We start from the raw sequence: 2,636 nt of genomic DNA, 5'->3' as shown, positions 1-2,636 counted from the left end.
ACTACGCCGTTCCTCCGGAGCGCGTCGTCCCCCTGCTCGCCATCCTCACGGCGGCGGGCGGCGCGCCCTGAGGGGAGGAGGACCCGTGAGTACCAGAACGTGGACCGTGGCGGCCGCCTGCGCGGTGGCCGCCCTGGTCGTCGCGGTCGGGATCGTGGCCCGGCCGCACACACCCGCGCTGTCCACCGAGGAGTCCGGGGACCCCGGCCTGCTCGACCGGGCCAGGCCGCTGTTGTCCGAGGGCGTGCGCGACCGCGTCAGCGTCGTCGAGGTCGACGGGGAGCGGACGCGCTTCGCCCACTTCGGCGCCGACGACGACACCGGCTACGAGATCGGATCGGTGACCAAGACGATGACCGGAATGCTGCTCGCCGTCGCCATCGAGCGCGGTGAGGTCACCGCCGACACCCGCCTCGGCGAACTGGTCGAACTGGACGGCGCTCCGGCCGCCGACGTCACCCTGGCCGAACTCGCCAGCCACCGCTCCGGGCTGCCCAAGATCCCCGGCCGCCCGTCCGACCTGCTCGTCTCGATCCCGGCCAACAACCTGGGCCTGGACCCCTACCCGTACGACCACGACACCCTGGTCGCGCAGGTCGCCGCCGCCGAGCTGTCCGACCGGGGCGAGTCCCACTACTCCAACATGGGCGTGGCCGTCCTGGGCCAGGCCCTGGCCAACGCCGCCGGGACCGACTACACCACCCTCCTGCGGGATCGGCTGCTCGGTCCGCTGGGGATGGACGACACGTTCCTGCCCGACTCTGAGGGCGACCTGCCCGAGGACGCGACCGTGGGGTACACCGACCGCGGGCGCCTGGCCGCTCCCTGGCTGATGCACGCCTACGCGCCCGCGGGGGCGGTCCGTTCCACGCCCGCCGACATGGCGCGCTTCGCCCGGGCCGTGCTGGAGGGCACCGCGCCCGGCACGGCGGCCCTGGAACCGCGCTGGGACGACGGGCGGGGCGGCCGGATCGGGTTCGCCTGGATCGTCGAGGAGCACGGCGGCACCGAGGTCACCTGGCACAACGGGGGCACCGGCGGGTTCGCCTCGATGGTCGCCCTGGACCGGGAGGGCGAGCGGGCCGTGCTGGCCTTCGGCAACACCACCACCCGCCTGGGGCCGCAGGCGATGGAACTGCTCACGGGGAGGGCCGCCTGATGGGGGCCGCGGACATCGTGCCCCACGTGCTCGGGGTGTTCTTCAACGGGCTGTGCGCTCTGAGCGCGGTCGGGACCCTGTCGGCGGTCCGGCGCGGTGGCCGGTCACGCCTCCTGGACCGCTGGGACGCGCTGAACCGGATGGGCAACACGTTCTTCCTCCTGCTGCTCTCCCTGCTCATGACCACGTGGGCGGTCTTCCCCGACGCGGTGTGGTACCTGGTGCTCGCCCTGACGGCGGGCGCCGCGGCGGGCGTGGTGCTGCGCTGGCCGGAGCTGCCCGTGCTGGCCGACGACCGGGTCGCCACCACCCGCCGGGTCTCCGCGATCGGCACGCTGGTGTTCCTCGCGGCGGCCGTCGTCGCCCTCCTCGTGTTCACCTGACCCGGCCGGGTCGGCTCCGCGTCGCGGCCGTCCGAGAGGGCCGGCCCCACGGAGGGCCGCGTGTTCCGGGACCGAGGGCGTGCCGACGCTCATGTGCGCTCAGGCGAAGGCGTCCTCCCCGGTCAGCTCGGCCGAGAACGCCCACAGGCGCTCCGCCTGGACCGGGTCGGCCGCGTGGTCGCTCACCCCCTCCGCCTCGGGGTCGGTCCCGGCGGGCACGGCGACGTCGCAGTCCTCGCAGTACACGCCGCCCATCCCGTCCAACCTCGGCGAGGTGGCCGCCCACACCTGCGTGGCCGCGCCCTGCTCCGGCGTCTTGAACACGGGGTTGACCACCTCGCCGTTCTCGTCGACCCACCCCGCGTCGACCATCTGCTGACGCGTCATGTGCCTCTGCAGCGGGGTCAGGATCGCACCCGGGTGCAGGGAGAACGCCCGCACGCCGAAGGGCGCGCCGAGCCGGTCCAGGTGGAGGGCGAACAGGGCGTTCGCGGTCTTGGACTGCGCGTAGGCCAGCCACCGGTCGTACCCCTCGGCGAACCAGGGGTCCTCCCAGCGGATCGGTGAGTTCCGGTGTCCGCCCGAGGACACCGACACCACCCGCGCCCCGCCGTCGACCAGGGCGGGCCAGAGCCGGTTGACCAGGGTGAAGTGCCCCAGGTGGTTGGTGGCGAACTGGTACTCCCAGCCGGGTCCGGCGACCGCCTGCGGGCAGGCCATCACCCCGGCGTTGTTGACGAGGACGTCGATCGCGCGCCCCGTCCTCAGGAAACGGGCGGCGAAGTCGCGCACGTCGTCCTGGTCGGACAACTCCAGGCCGTCGACCTCCACCCCCTCGACACCGTCCAGGGCCTCGGCCGCCGCCTCGGGGCGCCGCGCGGGCACGACGACCCGGGCGCCGGCCTCCGCCAGGGCCCGCGTCGTCTCCAGCCCGATGCCCGAGTACCCGCCGGTGACGACGGCCAGCCGCCCGGTCAGGTCGATGCCCTCCAGGACCTCGCGCGCGGTGCTGCGCCCGCCGAAGCCCGAACCCGTCCTTCGCTGTGCTGTGCTCATGCCTCGAACCCTAGATGAGTGAGTCCGATGTCTTCAGT

Annotated in this window: 3 protein-coding genes; 2 read left to right on the top strand and 1 reads right to left on the bottom strand. The window is 73.9% G+C overall.

Translation table 11 applies throughout. The features are described from left to right. Window positions 1-85: 85 nt before the first annotated feature. Window positions 86-1,159, top strand: coding sequence for a serine hydrolase domain-containing protein (locus tag D455_RS0123495; protein WP_051064699.1), 1,074 nt, complete (start codon window positions 86-88; stop codon window positions 1,157-1,159). After that, window positions 1,159-1,542 (top strand): hypothetical protein, encoded by a 384-nt coding sequence (locus D455_RS0123490; RefSeq protein ID WP_017573132.1) that lies wholly within the window; start codon window positions 1,159-1,161, stop codon window positions 1,540-1,542. Before D455_RS0123495 ends, D455_RS0123490 begins: the two co-directional genes overlap by 1 nt. A gap of 99 nt (window positions 1,543-1,641) precedes the next feature. On the opposite strand, the gene D455_RS0123485 is transcribed toward D455_RS0123490, so the two are convergent. Beyond that, window positions 1,642-2,598: an SDR family NAD(P)-dependent oxidoreductase gene (locus tag D455_RS0123485; protein ID WP_017573131.1), complete on the bottom strand. Its 957-nt coding sequence runs from the start codon at window positions 2,596-2,598 to the stop codon at window positions 1,642-1,644. Window positions 2,599-2,636: the final 38 nt, after the last annotated feature.

It is taken from the genome of Nocardiopsis halotolerans DSM 44410 (assembly GCF_000341065.1).
Lineage (GTDB): Bacteria > Actinomycetota > Actinomycetes > Streptosporangiales > Streptosporangiaceae > Nocardiopsis > Nocardiopsis halotolerans.
Note: the sequence above shows the minus strand (reverse complement) of the source record. Positions and strands in the feature narration are given on the sequence as shown.